The following is a 17,450-nucleotide window of genomic DNA, read 5'->3' as shown; positions in this document are numbered from 1 at the left end:
GGATCGACGATGAAAAAAATTTCTTCCTTAATCGCAGGAGTAGCACTTCTTGCGGCTGGATGCTCAACCGTTGGCACAGGTGCCAGCGAATCAGCGTCTTCGAATTCAAATTCTTCAACCTCAAATACAATGACGGTGGGTCTTACATACATCCCAGACGTGCAGTTCGCACCTCTCTATGTTGCTGAGAAAAAAGGTTATTTTAAGAGTGAGGGTCTCAATGTGAAACTGCGTCATCACGGTGCCCAAGAGAATCTGTTTGGTGCTCTGTCCGCTGGTGAAGAAGACGTGGTATTTGCTGGTGGAGATGAAATGATGCAGGCGCGATCGACTGGTATCGACGTCGTTAACTGGGCAACGATGTATCAAAAGTATCCCGTGGTTGTTGCTACAGTAGCGGAATCGGGCATCAAGAGCTGGAAAGATCTTCAAGGAAAGACGATCGGGCTTCCTGGCCCATACGGCGAAAACTACTTTGGTTTACTTGCCGGCGCTGAGCTCAATGGTCTACAAGGAAAATTTCAAACCAGTTTCATTGGCTATACCCAAGCTGCAGCGCTTAAGGACAAGAAAGTTGATGCCATTGTTGGTTTTGCGAATAATGATCCGGTCGCGCTTGAGAAAGCTGGTTTTTCCGTTAATATCTTCCCAATTGCCGACGACGTTCGGATACCTCTTGTAGGTGTAGGGTTTGGTTCTCTTTCGAACAATATTCGCCCGGAAGCATACGCGAAGTTCCTCAACGCTGTCGAAAAAGGAGTGAAGGATGCAAAAGAAGATCCTGAGGGAACTTTGGATATTGTTGCGAACTATGTTCCCTCACTTTCTGGATCTGAGCAACGAGCAACTGCTAAGGAAGTGTTAGCACGAACCGTCCTTCTCTACGAAGGTACCAAGGGATTCGGAGTTCAAGATGATGCCGTTTGGAAGAATATGGCGGAGTTTATGAAAAGGGCCGACATCACGAAGACTTTAGTGGAGGCTACCGAGGCTCATACAGATGTTGTTCTTAAGAAACGGAACGAGTAGTTAGCTTTTTTCTGGAAAGAGTATTGTGGTTCTTGTGAAAGACTTTGAAGACCTCTACCAAGAGTTAAAAGAAAAAGCGGATCAAGCTGACCCACAGTCAGGTACTGTGAAAGAACTTGAAGCCGGAATCCACTTCATTGGCAAAAAAATTGTTGAAGAAGCTGGCGAAGTGTGGATTGCGAGCGAATATCAGAGCGATGACGAACTCGCTGAAGAGATTTCGCAGCTTATCTACCATGCCCAAGTGATGATGATTGCCCGTGGTCTCAAGCCTGAAGATATCTATCGATTCCTATAAGCCTCAAGGATCGATACCTATAAAAACAAGAAGGGGTGGACGCAATGCTAAGAATTGCTGTCCCTAATAAGGGAGCACTGTCCGAACCTGCATCACAGATGCTTCGCGAAGCCGGCTATCGTCAGCGTCGTGAATCTCGTGAGCTCGTGCTAGTTGATGAAGAAAACGATGTTGAGTTTTTCTTCATCCGCCCGCGCGACGTGGCAGTTTATGTTGGTGCCGGAACTGTTGACGTCGGTATCACCGGTCGAGATCTTCTTTTGGATTCAGGTGCACATGCAATTGAGCATCGTTCCCTTGGCTTTGCCCGATCCACCTTCCGTTTCGCGGGGCCTTCAGGTCAAACCCGTCAAATCGGGGATCTCGCTGGTAAACGCATAGCTACATCGTATGACTACCTTTTGAAGAAATACTTAGTAGATAATGGTATCGAAGCAACAGTTGTTCATTTAGATGGAGCGGTTGAGTCTTCGGTTCGCCTAGGTATCGCTGACGCGATTGCTGACGTCGTCGAAACTGGATCAACGCTTCGTGCAGCGGGTCTAGAAGTTTTCGGAGAGCCTTTGCTTCGTTCCGAAGCTGTCCTTATTCGAAATGCCGACGCCGAGATTTCACGTGAGCTTAAAATCCTCGATGGGCGTCTCGAAGGTGTGATCGTTGCCAGAAGCTATGTACTTATTGACTACGATTGCAAAGAAGAGATTCTTAGTGAAGCCGTCAAGCTGACTCCGGGATTCCAGTCACCAACCATTTCGCCATTGCACGACGATGGTTGGGTTGCGGTACGTTCAATGGTACCGAAGCGAGATATGAACCGAGTTATGGATGAGCTTTATGCTGCTGGGGCCCGAGGAATTATTGTCACACCGCTTTTAACGTCGCGTATATAGAACTTGATACTCGAAATTTCTAGCCCATGAACCTCCAACGGTTCATGGGCTAGAATCGTTTCTCGAGTGAAATAACTGAGTAGAAAGCTACCTATACGCTATGTGTTCATCTCGTTTTATGCTGACTGACCTGCTGTTTAACGCTGCACAATGAGCCTGCCAACACATCGTCCCGCAGCAGCTGCAGCAATGAAGTTTATGGTGTCTTGGTCTAGGTTTCTACCCATCGTGCGAAGCGAATACGGCGATCCTGCCAGCACATCATAGAGTCCATTAGCGTCGATTTCATGAACCTCTAAATTGCCCACATCGCGAAGTTCATCTAATTGTGCCGTGACGGTCTGGATGAGCTCTTCTGACGTTGTCCCCTCGAAAGAAGAGTCGAAACTTGGGGAAGGAATGACGCAAGGTACGTGGACGATATCATGGAGGATACGCAGGGTGTGATGGGAAATTCCAAAGTGGCGTGAGCGATTATCGGCTTGGGACATACGCAGAACTGCAATCGGTATTCCGCTCAGAATACCGGCTGCATTAATTGCTTCCCCAATAGTCGTTCCGGAAAAGCCCCACTTTGTACCTGTGCCAAGGTTTCCCGGTCCTTGAGCAACGATTGCAACGTCTGCATTCCACACGTGTTTAGCAGCCAACAAACCAGTGTAGATATTGACGGCTTCTAGATCTCCGCCAAACGCTTGACCGTAAGAAATTATTCCTAGGATATCGCCGTTATCGACCATCTTCGTTGCGGTTTGTGAAAACCATGCGGGGAGAGCGCCACCGTCGCCCATAACATAGGCAATCCGAGCGTGTGGTGATGCTTCGCGAATACCTGCCACAATTGCAGGTAAAGCTGAATGCAAGTCCGCCGCAACCACGTACATACCTTCGAGATCATCGGCGTCTTCAAGAACGTCGTGGTAAGGAGACTCTTGTTCATCGACGCCTTGAACCATGAATTGAGTTGGTGTGTATCGATTCTTAACTATGTGTCCAGGTTGAGGAGGTGGATCAGCAGGTAAGCGATCCGGGATTGCAACGATAAACATGTATCCGCCCGTGCCAAGACCGCGTTTGACAGCGGCGGTGGAGAGCAACACGGAGTCCCCAACCTGTGGTTGCCCCACCATCTGGTAGTAAGCTAGCCCCTTGCCGAGCGTGCCATCCTCGAGCTCTACTCGGTATTCGCCCGACTGCCCCCAAGAACCTAAGAATTCTGTTACTTTGCCTTGCCGCCAAATAATCACATATTTAGTTTAGTGCACTAAACTAAAACACATGGCAAACCACGAAGATAATCGCACAGGAGAGCGCAGAATCACTCTGGCGCTGTATCTGATGCGAGGAAAGGCCTCTTTAGACGATATTCTTCGTTTACCAATTTATTCGGCTGCAGTGGCTAATAAATCGCCGAAGGCAGCTCGCGAGCTGGTTGAAAAAGATATTAGAATCTTGCGAGATTCCGGCTATAGCGTTGAACAAGCACTGAGCCCTATGAATGACTACGAGTACTGGGTTGACCAGTCTAGCAATATTGAGGTGAACTCCCACGGACTAGACCTTAGCGTGCTCAAAGGAGTGCTCGGGCATAAAGGTAGAACGAATACAGAGCAAATTATGCAATCAGGTATGAATAAGTTGCTCGCTGATGCCGCCCAGAGCCAGACTTCACAGGCTTACCGTACCAACGTTCCAACCGGGGAATTTATCGGAAACATTGCCAATGCATTGCAGCGATCACAACGTCTGTCTTTCACTTACCAATCGACCTCAAAGCAAGGCGTGGCTACATACGTAGTTGATCCTCAAAAATTACACGTTTACTTTGACGCATTCTATTTTTCGGGTTGGGAAATCAGTGTGGATGGGAAACCGACTGGGGCTCCGAGGATTTTTAAAGTAGACCGCATTGTTTCAGCTCCTAAGACCATAGGGGAGCAGGCAGTGCACGATGCCGTAGATATTCCCGATTCAGAAGCATTCCAACTGGTGAGAGCTACGTTGCTGGTGAAAGAAGGCACAGCTGTGCCACTTCGAAACCTTGTATCTTTGACATTAAGTGGAGACCCACATATTCGTCGTGAGGGCTTCGATCGACTAGATGTCAATGGTGTTGATAAACACGACCTCTTTGATTACCTTCTTTTCTACGGCACCGATGTTTACCTTGAATCACCTGATTGGTTGCGTGAGGAATTCTTAACCAGGCTGAGGCACATTAACGAAATGCTTAGTACAGAGGTAAACAATGATTGATCTTTCCCTTGCCCGAAAGATCTCAATTCTTTCGTATCTTTATTCAAACGGTCCTGTTGAACTTGGTAAATTAGCAAAGCACTATCAAATGTCGGTTGCAGACCTTCACAAAGAACTCTTTGAGCTCTTTGTAGTCGAATTCGTTGATTCAGGAGGCTGGTATGAATCGACGTTGGCGATTTCCATTGACGATGATGCCGATCCCGATAGCTTCGTCTCCATCAACGATGTATCGAATATGGAAAGTCCGTCCTTCACATTGGCGGAAGTCATTTCCCTGATCGGAGCAATTGATTTCTTGCTTAACGCAGTGGAAGAACCACAGTATTCTTCCCTTTACGATCTTCGATCGCTGTTGGTTGATTCAACGAACAGAGCCGGATACGGCGCTGTACTTTGGCAGCCTCCGGCTCTGGTCCGTGCTCATGGCGTCACATCAACTATTGATCAGGCGATCGAGACGCGCTGTGAAGTATCTTTTCAATATTGGAAGACCACTCAAGAAGGCAATGCGTTACCTGTATCTGTACACGGTTATCCAGTGATGCTGCGGTCTGGACATCATCCAATAGTTGAAGTTTTCGATGGTGAAGTGAGTATCCGTTCTTTCCGCCTTGATCGCATGGCGGATGTGGAATTGGGATTAAATATTCTTGCAGTAAAGATCTTCCAAAAAGCACAGCGCCAGGCGAAGAATCTAGGTCAGGATTTCGACGGTATCCGAGTAACATTACATTGCGATTTCCGTGCTCGGTGGGTACTTGAATCTGTGCCGGGCGTAGAGGCAAGTCTCAGCGAGGATGAACTAGTGTTGACCATGAATGTGAAGAATCGAGCATGGTTCATGAGTCTATTGGTGCGGCTGGGGGAGTCGGTGCATTCAGTTGAGCCCTATTCAATCGTTTCCGCAGAATACGAGGGTATCGATAGAGTTTTGCAACATTATGCGAGCTTTGAGGAAAGATGTTAATTTTTTGGATTTTATTTATCGGCTTGATTGCTCTGGGGATATATTGCTCAATGTTGCTTTGGCGGCTGTGGAAGTCCCTTAAGGCGCTATTATTAGCTGGTGGAGCCTTTGCACAAGCTTTCTCTATCCACGCGCTTCCGCATTTGAAAGAATACGTCCGCTCGGCAAACGTCTATGACGATCCGCAGCGCCGGATTTCAGCGGCGAAAAAGCATCGCGAGTTGGTCGGAGAGCGCACCGACATCCGCACATTGAGGCTGTCACGTGCTACACAACGTTGGAGTGATGACGTCGACTTCGAGACTAGGTTTAGCCAGGAACGGCGTGAACAAGCTCGGAGAGTTCGAGAGGAAAACAAAAAGTGATCATTGGGATTGCACTTAACCCTGAGTCAGGGGCTGGGCGAGCTGAAAAGTATCGAACACAGCTCCTTAAGGTCGTGAACGAATACCCGGTAGACGTCGTCTGGCTCGATGCTGAGAGCGCTAGCGAAGCCGTAAATAATATGCAGGCTAGCGTTAATTCGGGCGAAATCGATGCCCTTGTAGTCGTCGGTGGGGATGGAATGATTCATCTTGGCGTTGAAGCAGTCGGTGACTCCGGTATCCCACTAGGAATTGTTGCGGCTGGTTCGGGAAACGATATCGCCCGTGAATTTAAACTTCCAATTCATAACCTCGAGGACTCACTTCACCAAGTCATCGCGTCTCTCTTCGCTCGGCGTTTTTATGAGGTTGACGCTATCGAAATTGAATCCGAAGAAGGAATAAAACGAGCGATGGCGATTGTAAGCCTCGGTCTGGATGCGGATGTCAACGAACGCACCAATCGTATGAAGTGGCCAAAGGGAAATATGCGCTATATTCGAGCCATTGGTCAAAGTATTCGCAACTATTCTCCCTACGGCGTGAAAATTCATGCCAATGGTCATTCTGGCTCAGGATCAATGACTCTGCTCTGTTTGGCAAATACGCGTTATGCAGGAGGCGGTTTTGCACTTGCACCCGAAGCGAAGCCAAACGATGGACTGCTCGATGTGGTAATTACTAGGGGACTATCACTCAAGGAATTCGGTTCGCTTTTGCCCAAGCTTACACTTGGTAAGCATACTTTAGATCCGCGTGTTCACCGTTTCCGTACACGAGAGATTACCGTGGAGCCCGATGTCAGCCAAGGAGATTTCCCGCCGGCTGTAATGGCCGACGGTGAGTATATATGCACCTTGCCAGCCACGATTCGCGTTAAACAAAAAGCCATCAAATTAGCTCTGTAGGAAAAGATGCAAAATTTCGTCATCGACAACTTCGTTGATTCATTGGGGTATCGTGGCATCGAGCTCGATAATTTTCAATCTGAAGCGATTCACGCTCTAGCATCAAAATCCGATGTGTTAGTTTGTGCTCCAACCGGTTCCGGAAAAACCATTGTGGCTGAGTTCGCTGTCGAATTAGCGTTGGCCACCGGTATGAGGTGTGTTTACACAGCACCAATTAAGGCGCTTTCAAATCAAAAGTACCGTGAGTTTGCGAAGGTTTTCGGTGACGAAACGGTTGGGCTTCTCACCGGTGATACCACCATCAATCGAGATGCCCCGATCATTGTTGTGACCACCGAAGTTCTGCGCAATATGCTCTTTCAGCACGAAGTGGGAATTCCAGATATCGGCTATGTTGTGCTGGACGAAGTTCACTATCTTTCAGATAAGGTCCGTGGCCCGGTGTGGGAGGAAATTATCCTGCAATTGCCTGAACACATTAGGCTTGTTTCGCTTTCTGCAACGATCGCAAACGTCGAAGAATTTTCACAATGGCTTAAATCTGTTCGTGGTAGAACGACGACGGTCACTAGCTTCCACCGTCCGGTTCCGCTACAACAGTTCTTACTTGACCGGTCGGAGATCACTTCGATCCTTGATCGTAATGGTGAATTTAGCAAAAATGCAGGGCGAGTTCTGAGCCGTGCACACGAACGGTCACGTAATGATCACCGAAGCCGGACAAAGAAAATCGGACTTGCGCAACGCAAAAGAATAATTTCGGTTCTTTCAGAACGTAATTATCTTCCAGTGATCGAATTTATTTTTTCTCGAAAAGGTTGTGATAACGCCGTTAAAGATCTATTGGATTCAGGGATTGACCTAACTAATTCTGAACAAAAAGTTCTTATTAAAGAGGAGCTTAATAAGCTACGGCAAACGCTCAGTGATGAAGATGCTCGCGCAGTGAGATTTGGATTGTGGTCCAAAGCCCTGCAACGCGGCTTTAGTGCACATCACGCAGGAATGTTCCCAGCAATTAAAGAGTTAACTGAGCGCCTTATGGTGCGTGGCCTGATTAGGCTGGTTTACGCAACCGGAACGCTCTCGTTGGGTATCGATATGCCGGTACGGGCTGTCGTCGTTGAAGAGCTGCGCAAATGGGACGGAACTGGATTCTCAGACCTAACCGCTACTGAATATACTCAGCTTATTGGACGTGCGGGACGTCGAGGAAAAGATGACCACGGTTATGCCGTTGTCGTCGCTTCGGGAGACATCGATCCAGAGACGCTGGCACGGCTCGCTCATGGGGCTGTGGAGCCTTTAGAATCGGCATTTTATCCGTCATACAACACTGTCGTGAGTTTGCTTGCAAGCTATGGACGTGAACAAGCTCGTGCCATTATGGGGACCTCCTTCGCTCAGTTCCAAAGGAACGCCGATCTCGGCCAGATTCAAGGTCGTATCCAGCGAATTCTGCGAAAGAAAGCTGAGCTACAATCTGAATTAGAAGCACAGTACCCCGGTGTTGACGTCGTTGGATACCTCGAGCTCCGGCAAAAGTCTGGGAGAGCCTCAAAGGCACAGCGTCGTGTAGCAAAAGAGGAATACCGCAAGGTTGTAAAGCAAAGTTGGAAAAGTGCAACTACGGGTCACCTTTATGCCTATGCGCGTGATGGGGAACTTGAATACGGCGTTGCGCTCTCGGTTTCCCCATCAAAAATTCGCTTCATCAATATTTTCGCGGAGCTGGTTTGGCTCCATGAACGTGAGGTTTCCTCTGAACTTCGTGACCTCGGTGTGATCGATATGCCTTTCGGTGTTTCGCCTAAAGATCCACAGGTGCGAGAAGATATTGCGGAATCGATTATCGAAGCAGTTGAAGATCGAACTGAGCTGGGAACCGACCGCGACTTGATGGACTCTTGGGATCGGTTTGCTGTTCGGGAAAATTCTGAGTTAGTCACGCACCCTGTTCACACGAATAAAGAACTGAAAAACATCTTGAAATCGGCTACGGAGTTCCTCTCTCTTGATTCGCGTCTTGCAGAAATGGAAAAACTTGCTGGCGAGTTCGAAGATTCGGTGGCGCGAGAATTTGATGCTACCGCTGAAATTCTCAGTTATTTAGGCTATCTGCAAGATTACAAGTTGGCGGGAGGCGCTCATTTACTTCGTGGGATTCATAACGAATCGGATCTCCTCATTTCACTTTGTCTCAACGAACAATCCTTCGCAAAGCTTACTCCAGCTGAATTTGCTGGGATATGTTCGGCATTTCTTGGGGACCGTCGCTTGGGCAAAGGATTTCCGCGTAAACCGACTCTTCGGGCTGCGTGGGCGGCGATCGACCGTAACTTCGAGTACCTGATCGAACTAGAAGATGGATTCGGAATCAAACGAACCATCGAGCCGAACCCCGGAGGGATAGAAGCTTTCGAAAATTGGGCAAACGGTGTGAATCTTGAAACCGCGCTACTTAAGTCGCATATCGATGTTGGTGATTTTATCAGTGCTGCACGTCGCCTTGTTGATCTATTAGGCCAGTTCACGATAGTAGGATCAGGTTTTTGGCTGGGTGATTTAGCTGCTCAAGCAATTACGAAAGTTCGGCGTTGGGAATGGCTGTAATTAAGGAAATGACTTGCTAATCGTGCTTTGATTCTCTAGCGTAGATGGGGACGCAGTTCATTTTTATGTGTTCGCAAGCTCTAAGGTATTCCGATAGAAAACGTCGTTGACGGTCCGAGGGAATGTTTTAGAGCTTGTGTCATTTAACCGTTCTTTCTATGCTGACGTTAGAATTAAGTTGTGAATTTTCCGCGCAAATACGGTTTTTTAGCCTCGTTATTGTTCAGCCTCGGTGCTGGGGGACTACTGTATTGCGCGGCTCCGCCACTTAATCTGTGGCTACTGGGAATTATTGGAATTGCCCTTCTATGGTTACTCTCCACCGGTGGTGTGTTCTCGCGATTTTGCTGTGGAGTGCTTAGTGGCTTCACCTATTTTTACCTTCTTTTCGACTGGGCAACTATTGCTTCGAAAACCGAGCTAGCTCGCGTGGCTCTAGCTCTAAGCCAAAGTATTTTTATAGGCCTACTACTGGTCATATGGACCTTGTGGCACCGCTTGGTTAATCGAAGTAGCCGCCACCAAGCCATAATTTTATCGGTCACTCTTATTCTCGATGCTTTTGCTTGGGTGCTCGTTGAACAGTGCCGTAGTTCCTTTCCTTTTGGTGGAATGCCATGGGGAACCCTTGCATTTTCGTTAGTTGACTCGCCTTTAATCAATTTAGCCTCGTTTGGTTCTACGCAACTTGTAGGTTTTTGTGCCGTGTTGAGTGCCGTGCTCATAGCTCAAGCATTCGTTTCACTCACTAGGCTTCGATTCTTCACAGTGATTACGACGGCGGTGACTGCGGTTGCGTTGATCCTTGCTCCAACGTTTATTGGTCAATACGCGCTGCCAACTGGCGAAGTCAAAGTTGGCGTAGTGCAAGGAAATGTACCCGACGAAGAAAAGCTAGGTCCTAAACAATCGCGAGCTTTAATCGTTACTCAAAACCATGCTGATGTAACCAGTAAGATTGTGCGAGATAAGCCCGACCTAATTATTTGGCCTGAATCTTCGTCTGATAGAGACATTCGTTCCGACTCGGAAGCAAAGGCAATTCTCGATGCTGTTTTGGAGGAAACTACGGGTACACCGATGCTGCTGGGGACCCAGAAGTACATGGGGACTACACGTACGAATGATGTCCTAGCCATTGAGAACAGTGAGGTTGTTGGCACTTACTCAAAGCAGCACCCGGTTCCTTTTGGAGAATATCTTCCTTGGCGCTCTTTTATTGAAAAAATAGTGCCGGAAGCCAAGAAAATCTCGGTTGACATGGTGTCAGGGGATTCACCTGCATATTTATCAGTGAAGACGGCGAATGGGGTAGTACGAGCAGCAGTTCCGATTTGCTTCGAAGTTGCCTATACCTCAATCGTTTCAGAAGGTGCTAAAAATGCGAATCTGCTGGTAGTGCCAACAAATAATGCGTCTTTTGGGTACTCAGGAGAACCTTTACAGCAATTAGCCATGACTCGATTCAGAGCTGTGGAACTGCGCAAATCAGCTATACAGGCCTCTACGTCCGGCACTTCAGCAGTGGTATCGGCAAGGGGAGTGGTACGCTATCAATCCGACTTATTCGAACAGGCTGCCAAAACTATTAACGTCCCGCTTTATGAAACTCTTACTTTTGCTGTAAGGAGTGCAAAAATTCGCGAAACTGGAATTTTTATTGCCGGAATAGCGATGATTATCGCAATGTTCGGAATTTCTTTGCGAAATAGACAGCGTAACCGCTGATTATGCTGTGGTTAATTGGTTGTGGGTGTGGAAAAACCTCCGTTTTTCCACACCCACAACCAATTAGAGATTTGACAAGGAAAAGTCCTAGCGAATTCGCTTGTATAGCTTTCCTTCACGTAATAGTTTAAGTCGTTCATCAAGAAGCTCTTGAAGTTCTTCAGTGGTGCGGCGTTCAAGCAGCATGTCCCAGTGAGTGCGCACAGGCTTCTGGTTTTTCTCTTCTTCGTCCACATGTGCGCCAACCAAATGTGCTTCAGAGCCGCAACGGCATTCCCATGTTGCAGGTGCTTCGGCGTCAGCGGCTAGAGTCACTATAAAACGCTGTTGGTTTTCTAGGCACTCATACGTTACCTCGCGACGATCTACCAGAGCGACGCCGATGTCCGACTCTAAAGAATTCGCGCCAATTTTCATGCCACGTAGTGAGCGTTCAACCATAAGTCTATTTTTTCTCTCTCTACAAATTTGTTTAGACTGTACGTTGCCTACAACGCACAACTAACCGCATTTATTTCATCGATACAATTTTGTATCTGCCTAGAACGTCGAACGGATCGTTTCTTGAGCGTCTACAGTCTATCGTATTTGTTGCATCGGAAAGAATTAGATGCCCGCATAGTGTTAGTTCTAACGAAGTCTTTGAGACAGTAAAAGAAAAATACGGCACGCCGATAATGTATATTATGTCAGAAATTCTAATGGCTGTGCCGGATGGCAAATATTGTCTGATTCGAGCACTCTCCTACATGATGAAGGACAGCGATTTTGGAGCGTTGACAAAAGAAATGATCCTTCACCGTTGTGGACGAAGGATCATAACTATGTTTCAAATTGCTATTCACATTGCGCTGCGAGCTGCACGTCGCGCTGCGAGTTCGTCAACAATAGCAACATCCGATGTTCCAGAAAGACGTTCGGTTGGAAGCTCTGATAGCGAGCCCTCGACTTCACGCCAAACACGACTGAGGGCGATTCCGAAGACACCTTGTCCAACATTGATAAGGTCAATTACTTCATCATTCGAGGTGCACAGGTAAACCGATGCCCCATCGGACATCAGAGTGATGCCAGCGAGGTCATCCACACCATGAGTCGAAAGTTGTTCAACTGCGGTGCGGATCTGCTGAAGGGAAACACCTGTATCGAGTAGGCGCTTAACGACTTTCAACACGAGAATATCCCTGAACGAATAAAGACGTTGAGAGCCTGATCCCTGCGCGGAGCGAATAGTTGGTACGACTAGACCGGTACGATCCCAGTAATCAAGCTGACGGTAGGTAATACCGACGGCGCGACATACAGCCGGACCACGATAACCTGTTTCGTTATCTAGATCTGGTAAGTCGTCTCCGAAAAGCATCTGCTGTGCCCGCTGCGGATGGACGCCATGCGCGGTTGCGTCACTTGTCACGTCAGCCCTCCTTGTTGGTCTACTAGGTTTAAGGTTAGACCGTAATCCCTACTATTTCAACGCTAAAGCTCTAACTTTAGTTGGCGTGTCGTAGCGGAGTGTCTTAAGTATTACTTTAACTTCTGTGAGATAAGTGAAAAGCATTAGCGCAGTTCAACATCTATGCTTTCGAGTAAAAGCGCTCGATAATAATTGGTGAGCATTGTACTGAGCTCCCCTGTTTCAGCAATTACTCTTTCCCTTGCAACAGAGGATTTCTTGGCTCGTTCATTCGCAAGGAGATTCACAATATTGACTGCGTGGGAATGGGCGGAGTTGCGTACGGCGCGTAAGTTCCTAAAATCGACGCCTTCATTTGCCAAAAGTAGCGCGTATCGAACGATATCGACTGCTTGGGCAGTGAGCCTGCCACGCGAATCAACAGCTAGGAGGCCGGCATTGACGAATTCGTCGATCTGTATGATCGAAGCGCCGGTAAGCGTGGCCAGTTCTTCTTTGCGTAGACGTGTACCAGGTCTTGGCGTATGGATATCAGTTTCACGAATAATTCGCATCTTGCCCGGATGCTCAGACTTTGCCTCTCCCATATCGAGTTGCTTAAGCATTTCTTTAATTTGAGGAAGCCGAGCGTAGCGATCGCGCTGCTCAATCAGAATAAAACGAAGCCTCTCCACGTCTGCGTGTGAGAAAAGCCTTTGATTAGAACCCGTGCGATGTGGTTCTACCAATTCTTGACTTTCGAAATATCGAATCTTCGATGCGGCTAAATAAGGAAACTCACTGTTTAAAGCTGCCAAGACCTCCCCTATCTTTAGAGTCGGCTCATGGGAGACATTTTGTGGCCAGGTAACTTGTTCCGCGTTAAATTGCTCTGCCTTTACCTGAGGCGTCATTGAGTTGCCTTTGGAGATGCGAAAAATGTGAGTTGATACTTCCCGATTCGTACTTCATCTCCATTAGAAAGAAGAGATTCATCGGTAAGCTTTTGGTTAACGTAGGTGCCATTCAAGGAGTGAGCATCACACACATAGAACTGATTACCTTTGCGAATAAAATGAGCGTGACGGCGCGACACCGTGACGTCATCTAGGAAAATATCGGACTTAGGGTGGCGTCCTGCAACAGTCAGATCCGAGTTGAGTAAGAACCGAGCTCCATAGTTTGGTCCACGACGCACAATAAGAAGCGCAGATGATTCTGGAAGAGCTTCAATTGCTGCGCGGTCATCAGCATCTAGCCCTTTAACCTCACCAAGCGGCTGAGAATTGCTAGTAACAGTAAAACGCGACGTCGACGAAGGATCCTGCGAATTAGAAGTCAAATGTGCATTAAATTCCTCGGTCGACATTTCACTCTCCTCACCATGGTCTTTTATTTCTTCTATCTTAGGCGGAGAACCACCTAGAATGCATCTTTGTTCAAGAAGTTACTTGGGCGAATTTAACTGCTGGTTTTTAATTTTCCGCTGGTGTTCGTCGCGACAGTCAAGAATAATTTTCCGCAAAGCAGCTGGAGCCTCAGCGTTATCTAGCCAGTGATTTGCGGCGTCGAGCTCGCTGCTCGTCGTAGCCACAAAGTTCCAATCGGTACTCGGATATAAACCGTAGATAATTCGCTCAGAAATCTCTTGCGAATATCGATTCCAAATAGATTCGATGTGGTTAAAGTAGTTTGGGAAGGCTTCATGTGCTTCATCAGAATGGAGAGGATGTGCAAAGCCGTCCACCATGGCTTGAACATGGGTGTTGGACATCAAATTTGCCGACTCAAGTAAGGTCTCAATCGTCGTGGAGCGGTCTCCAGGCAACGTAGCCATCGCTAGGCGATGCGAAACTGCATCGGAAGCACTTCCGCTCATCGCGAGTTCCGCATCGAGATCTGTTCTTGTGATCTCGTTGTGTGCAGCGAGTGCCGATAAGAATTGCCACCTAAGATCTTGATCTTTAAGTTTTTCAAGTTGGTTGCGCATGGTAGGAACAGTTTCTGGAAGCAAACTTCCAGTTGTAGCCATAATCCGTAACCAAGTCAGTGATTGGTCACTCTCCCCCATTCCAGCGGACGTCACTTCGTCCTTTGCAAGCTCGAAAAGCTCACGGAGCAAAGTCACGCGTGTTTGTGCAGGTTCGTAGTTTCTAATTGCGAATAAAGCGGTTTGAGACCGCTGCGCGAGCAGAGCTGAGTCCCTCAAGCCAGGTACCAATGCCACAAACGAAAGGTAATCGCGTGGCGAGATGGAACCGTCACGAACAGCTTGCCAAATCGCCGTCGTAACAACTGAACGTGACAAGTCGTCGTTAACATCGTGGTGAAGGAAACTCTGGAGGGAGACGTCGTCGAAAATAATTTTTGCGTAAGTTAGAGCTTCATCATTAGGAAGAATTGCGTCTACCTCTTGCCCGCCGAGCTCATCCCACGGGATAAAAGCTGTGGTTGAGAGGTCAACGTCCACAGAAGAGACCTTATGCAGAACGGTTCCTTGAGTCTTCCAAGCTGAAACTTTGATGTGATGAGGACGGGTTATTTGCTCACCGGTCAAAGGCTCATTTCCTACTTGGCGAAGGTGAACGCCATCGGCACCGCGTTGGACTTCGATACTGGAGACACCCGCGCTTTGTAGCCATTGACGTGCCCACTCACGTACGTCTTTACCAGAAGATTTTTCAAGAGCAACCAACAAATCATCAAGAGTGGCGTTGGAGAAAGGATGCGAAGCAAAGTAAGCGCGTGCGCCCGCGAAGAAGGCGTCCTCCCCTACCCAAGCAACGAGCTGGCGTAAAACAGCTGCGCCTTTGGCGTAAGTAATCCCATCGAATACTTGGTCTGCTGCTTCGAGGTCTGGGACATCAGCAACTATTGGATGGGTGGTTGGATATTGATCGTTTTGTAGTGCCCATGCGAGCCTGCGCCCTGCAAAACTCTGCCAAGCTTCTGTGTATTGAGTTGCTGTCGCACATCCCCATGCACCCATGAACTCGGCAAAGGATTCTTTCAGCCAAAGATCATCCCACCACTGGGGAGTGGTGTAATCGCCGAACCACATATGGGACATCTCATGCAGAATTGTATTTGCTCGGCTTTCACGCTGAGCACGGGTCGATTGCCCTCGGTGGATATAGATTGCTTCATTAAAAGTTACACAACCAGGGTTTTCCATCGCGCCGAGATTATATTCGGGAACAAAAACAGAATCGTATTTTCCCCACGGATAGTCGACGCCGAAGGCCACAGGGAAAGTGTGAAGCCCTTGCTTCGTGACAGTCGAAATATCTTCAATATCAAAGTATTCGGCAAGGGTAGAACGACAATAGAAACCAAGGTCAATATGTTGAGAGTCAGTCTCCACCGAATCTTTGAACGAAACATATGGGCCTGCGATGAACGCGGTGAGGTATGTAGATATCCGTTCGGTTGGCGCAAAGGAACGAATAGAACACGGGACTGCGAGTGAGTTAACTCCGTCTTCACGAGAATCGACTTCGACTCCATTTGATAAAACAACCCAGCTACGGGGAGCTCGAATTGAGATATGGAAAGAAGCCTTAAGATCTGGCTGTTCAAAGTTTGGGAAAACTCGGCGTGCATCTGCCGGTTCGAATTGAGTGTATAGGTAAGTTTCGCTGTCGAGAGGATCCTTAAAACGATGCAGACCCTCTCCAGAAGTTGAATAGATACCGATAGCTTCAACTTCGATACTATGTTCACCTGATGTGAGGGGCGAGAAAGTGATTCGTGCGCCGTCGAAATCAAAAGCTCGGGCCTCGCCGTCAACGTGAACAGATGTTACAGATTCGCCGATGAAATCAATGAAGGTCGGCGCATCGTTGTGTTTGGTGAAGTTGATTTTTGAATATGTGTTAAATGTCGTCTGATCGCTTTGTGCCTCCCCCACATCGAGTCGGATTTCGTAGGAGTCGATTGTTAGCGCGTGGCTACGCAATTGTGCTTCAGGGCGGGCAAGATTCTCAGACATATCTCAATTCAATAATGTTTCTCATCTGTATGCAAATCTCCAAATCAATTGGCATTACCAAGCGCCAATGGGCTATTATCGATGAGTCACAAGACTACGGCTCGAATGGATATTTAAGCCGGCGGGCTATGGCGCAGTTTGGTAGCGCACTTGACTGGGGGTCAAGGGGTCGTGGGTTCAAATCCCGCTAGCCCGACGATAAAGCAAGAGCTCAGAGGTTTAACTCTGAGCTCTTTAATTATTTTAGGAAACATGATGACTAGATTTGTTTCAGTTTCCAAAATGATCAGCCACGCCTACTTCAACACTATGACTTAATTCTTTATCTGATTCTTCACGTACCGAAAGTACCTTCAATCCGATCACTGCGAGCACTATTCCTGCTAAGAACATGATTTTTAGTGCGGTGGGATTTTCTTGCTCGAAGGCAAAGGCAGTCAGCATAGTTAGGACTGAGCCAATCCCAACCCAAACGGAATACGCCACCGAAATTGAGATGGTTTTGCTTGCATATCCGAGCCCGAGCATTGAAGCCGTGAGCGCGAGGAAGAAAACCATCGTCGGTGCGAAACTGCTCAAACCATTCGAAAAACTGAGTGCGGTTGCCCAAATTGCTTCACATACTGCGCTTAGGATCAGCACTAACCAAGGCATTAGGCCACCGCCTTTAACCCGACTACGCAACCGATGAGAAGCATCAGTAAGAGTATCTTGAAAACCGAAGTTTTTTCTTTACCACGAAGAATCGAAACGACGACGGTCACCGACGCTCCAATACCGGTCCACACCGCATACGCTGTTCCAGTAGGTATAGCCGTCATCGCAAATGCCAGACCAAGCATAGATAACGCTAGAAAAACAACGAAGATGGCGGTTGGGATCCGTTTTTTAAATCCATCAGACTCCCCGAGTGCCAAAGCCCATATGGATTCAGCAAAGCCGGAGAGTACGAGGATTAACCAAGACATGGTTGTGCCACTTTCCTATAGCTTAAAATCAGGTTAGA

Annotated in this window: 17 protein-coding genes and 1 tRNA gene; 10 read left to right on the top strand and 8 right to left on the bottom strand. The window is 47.8% G+C overall.

All coding sequences use genetic code 11. The features are described 5' to 3' along the window. The first annotated feature begins 9 nt into the window (after positions 1 to 9). From EIH22_RS05650 to hisG, 3 genes are read left to right on the top strand one after another with little or no spacing between them, the layout of a single operon-like run. Positions 10 to 1,029: an ABC transporter substrate-binding protein gene (locus tag EIH22_RS05650; RefSeq protein WP_124054842.1), complete on the top strand. Its 1,020-nt coding sequence runs from the start codon at positions 10 to 12 to the stop codon at positions 1,027 to 1,029. A 34-nt stretch (positions 1,030 to 1,063) separates the two neighbouring features. Beyond that, positions 1,064 to 1,327 carry a phosphoribosyl-ATP diphosphatase gene (locus EIH22_RS05645; protein ID WP_124055146.1) on the top strand — a complete coding sequence of 88 codons (264 nt, stop codon included), beginning with the start codon at positions 1,064 to 1,066 and terminating at the stop codon, positions 1,325 to 1,327. Between the two features lie 44 nt (positions 1,328 to 1,371). Further along, positions 1,372 to 2,217, top strand: a complete 846-nt coding sequence (gene hisG / locus EIH22_RS05640) for an ATP phosphoribosyltransferase (RefSeq protein ID WP_124054841.1) — start codon at positions 1,372 to 1,374, stop codon at positions 2,215 to 2,217. A gap of 137 nt (positions 2,218 to 2,354) precedes the next feature. Here hisG and EIH22_RS05635 read toward each other — a convergent pair whose 3' ends face one another. Beyond that, positions 2,355 to 3,464 (bottom strand): DUF3866 family protein, encoded by a 1,110-nt coding sequence (locus EIH22_RS05635; RefSeq protein WP_235001791.1) that lies wholly within the window; start codon positions 3,462 to 3,464, stop codon positions 2,355 to 2,357. Between the two features lie 31 nt (positions 3,465 to 3,495). Between EIH22_RS05635 and EIH22_RS05630 the strand changes: the two genes are divergently transcribed. The 6 genes from EIH22_RS05630 (at position 3,496) to lnt (ending at position 11,060) form a co-directional block, all read left to right on the top strand. Further along, complete coding sequence (locus EIH22_RS05630; protein WP_124054840.1) at positions 3,496 to 4,473, top strand: WYL domain-containing protein; 978 nt, start codon at positions 3,496 to 3,498, stop codon at positions 4,471 to 4,473. Further along, positions 4,466 to 5,443, top strand: a complete 978-nt coding sequence (locus EIH22_RS05625) for a helix-turn-helix transcriptional regulator (protein WP_124054839.1) — start codon at positions 4,466 to 4,468, stop codon at positions 5,441 to 5,443. Before EIH22_RS05630 ends, EIH22_RS05625 begins: the two co-directional genes overlap by 8 nt. Further along, positions 5,437 to 5,808 (top strand): hypothetical protein, encoded by a 372-nt coding sequence (locus tag EIH22_RS05620; protein ID WP_124054838.1) that lies wholly within the window; start codon positions 5,437 to 5,439, stop codon positions 5,806 to 5,808. The genes EIH22_RS05625 and EIH22_RS05620 overlap by 7 nt, the downstream gene beginning before the upstream one ends. Beyond that, positions 5,805 to 6,716 carry a diacylglycerol/lipid kinase family protein gene (locus tag EIH22_RS05615; protein ID WP_124054837.1) on the top strand — a complete coding sequence of 304 codons (912 nt, stop codon included), beginning with the start codon at positions 5,805 to 5,807 and terminating at the stop codon, positions 6,714 to 6,716. Before EIH22_RS05620 ends, EIH22_RS05615 begins: the two co-directional genes overlap by 4 nt. Before the next feature lie 6 nt (positions 6,717 to 6,722). Further along, on the top strand, positions 6,723 to 9,332 hold the full coding sequence (locus EIH22_RS05610; protein WP_124054836.1) for a DEAD/DEAH box helicase: 2,610 nt from the start codon (positions 6,723 to 6,725) through the stop codon (positions 9,330 to 9,332). A gap of 180 nt (positions 9,333 to 9,512) precedes the next feature. After that, positions 9,513 to 11,060 carry an apolipoprotein N-acyltransferase gene (gene lnt, locus EIH22_RS05605; protein ID WP_124054835.1) on the top strand — a complete coding sequence of 516 codons (1,548 nt, stop codon included), beginning with the start codon at positions 9,513 to 9,515 and terminating at the stop codon, positions 11,058 to 11,060. Between the two features lie 87 nt (positions 11,061 to 11,147). On the opposite strand, the gene EIH22_RS05600 is transcribed toward lnt, so the two are convergent. From EIH22_RS05600 to pepN, 5 genes are all read right to left on the bottom strand, one after another. After that, positions 11,148 to 11,501 carry an RNA polymerase-binding protein RbpA gene (locus EIH22_RS05600; RefSeq protein WP_124054834.1) on the bottom strand — a complete coding sequence of 118 codons (354 nt, stop codon included), beginning with the start codon at positions 11,499 to 11,501 and terminating at the stop codon, positions 11,148 to 11,150. 400 nt (positions 11,502 to 11,901) lie between these two features. After that, the gene (locus tag EIH22_RS05595; RefSeq protein ID WP_124055144.1) at positions 11,902 to 12,423 is read right to left on the bottom strand and encodes a MerR family transcriptional regulator; all 522 of its coding nucleotides are present in this window, start codon (positions 12,421 to 12,423) and stop codon (positions 11,902 to 11,904) included. Positions 12,424 to 12,617: 194 nt separating this feature from the next. Beyond that, complete coding sequence (ftsR, locus tag EIH22_RS05590; RefSeq protein ID WP_124054833.1) at positions 12,618 to 13,367, bottom strand: transcriptional regulator FtsR; 750 nt, start codon at positions 13,365 to 13,367, stop codon at positions 12,618 to 12,620. Then, positions 13,364 to 13,822, bottom strand: a complete 459-nt coding sequence (locus EIH22_RS05585) for an FHA domain-containing protein (RefSeq protein WP_124054832.1) — start codon at positions 13,820 to 13,822, stop codon at positions 13,364 to 13,366. Before EIH22_RS05585 ends, ftsR begins: the two co-directional genes overlap by 4 nt. A 78-nt stretch (positions 13,823 to 13,900) precedes the next feature. Continuing rightward, positions 13,901 to 16,444, bottom strand: a complete 2,544-nt coding sequence (pepN, locus tag EIH22_RS05580) for an aminopeptidase N (protein WP_124054831.1) — start codon at positions 16,442 to 16,444, stop codon at positions 13,901 to 13,903. Positions 16,445 to 16,566: 122 nt separating this feature from the next. Between pepN and EIH22_RS05575 the strand changes: the two genes are divergently transcribed. Beyond that, a tRNA-Pro gene (locus EIH22_RS05575) sits at positions 16,567 to 16,640 on the top strand. 74 nt (positions 16,641 to 16,714) lie between these two features. On the opposite strand, the gene EIH22_RS05570 is transcribed toward EIH22_RS05575, so the two are convergent. Together EIH22_RS05570 and EIH22_RS05565 are read right to left on the bottom strand one after the other, a co-directional pair. Continuing rightward, positions 16,715 to 17,098 (bottom strand): DMT family transporter, encoded by a 384-nt coding sequence (locus EIH22_RS05570; protein WP_124054830.1) that lies wholly within the window; start codon positions 17,096 to 17,098, stop codon positions 16,715 to 16,717. Further along, positions 17,098 to 17,412, bottom strand: coding sequence for a DMT family transporter (locus tag EIH22_RS05565; RefSeq protein ID WP_124054829.1), 315 nt, complete (start codon positions 17,410 to 17,412; stop codon positions 17,098 to 17,100). The genes EIH22_RS05570 and EIH22_RS05565 overlap by 1 nt, the downstream gene beginning before the upstream one ends. Positions 17,413 to 17,450: the final 38 nt, after the last annotated feature.

This window comes from Arcanobacterium ihumii (assembly GCF_900604515.1).
GTDB classification, from domain to species: domain Bacteria; phylum Actinomycetota; class Actinomycetes; order Actinomycetales; family Actinomycetaceae; genus Arcanobacterium_A; species Arcanobacterium_A ihumii.
This window is presented reverse-complemented; position numbering and strand designations above follow the sequence as displayed.